Annotated in this window: 1 protein-coding gene and 1 pseudogene; both read left to right on the top strand. The window is 58.2% G+C overall.

Annotated features, from left to right (window positions below; all coding sequences use genetic code 11):
• Positions 1 to 100, top strand: a pseudogene (gene tatA / locus EE949_RS13715) (twin-arginine translocase TatA/TatE family subunit); the annotation flags it as partial.
• Positions 101 to 104: 4 nt separating this feature from the next.
• Positions 105 to 342 (top strand): Sec-independent protein translocase protein TatB (gene tatB, locus EE949_RS13710; protein WP_122664771.1); only part of this gene is annotated, 238 nt, incomplete at its 3' end.

Here is a 342-nt window from a genome sequence, read left to right as displayed (position 1 = left end):
ACCGTATACCGCGCCTCAGGGCTCGCCTCTGAACCAGCCGCATACCATCGATGCGCAGGCGCACAAAGTCGAAGAGCCGACCCGCAAAGACCAGGTTTAAGACCATGTTCGGTATCAGCTTCTCTGAATTGCTGTTGATCGGCCTCATGGCCCTGCTGGTGCTCGGCCCCGAGCGACTGCCCGGCGCAGCACGCACCGCAGGCCTGTGGATAGGCCGACTGAAGCGCAGCTTCAATGCGATCAAACAGGAAGTTGAACGTGAAATCGGTGCCGACGAAGTCCGTCGGCAGTTGCACAACGAGCACATTCTTTCGTTGGAAGATGAAGCGCGCAAAATGTTCG

The organism is Pseudomonas viridiflava (assembly GCF_900602065.1).
Lineage (GTDB): Bacteria > Pseudomonadota > Gammaproteobacteria > Pseudomonadales > Pseudomonadaceae > Aquipseudomonas.
This window is presented reverse-complemented; position numbering and strand designations above follow the sequence as displayed.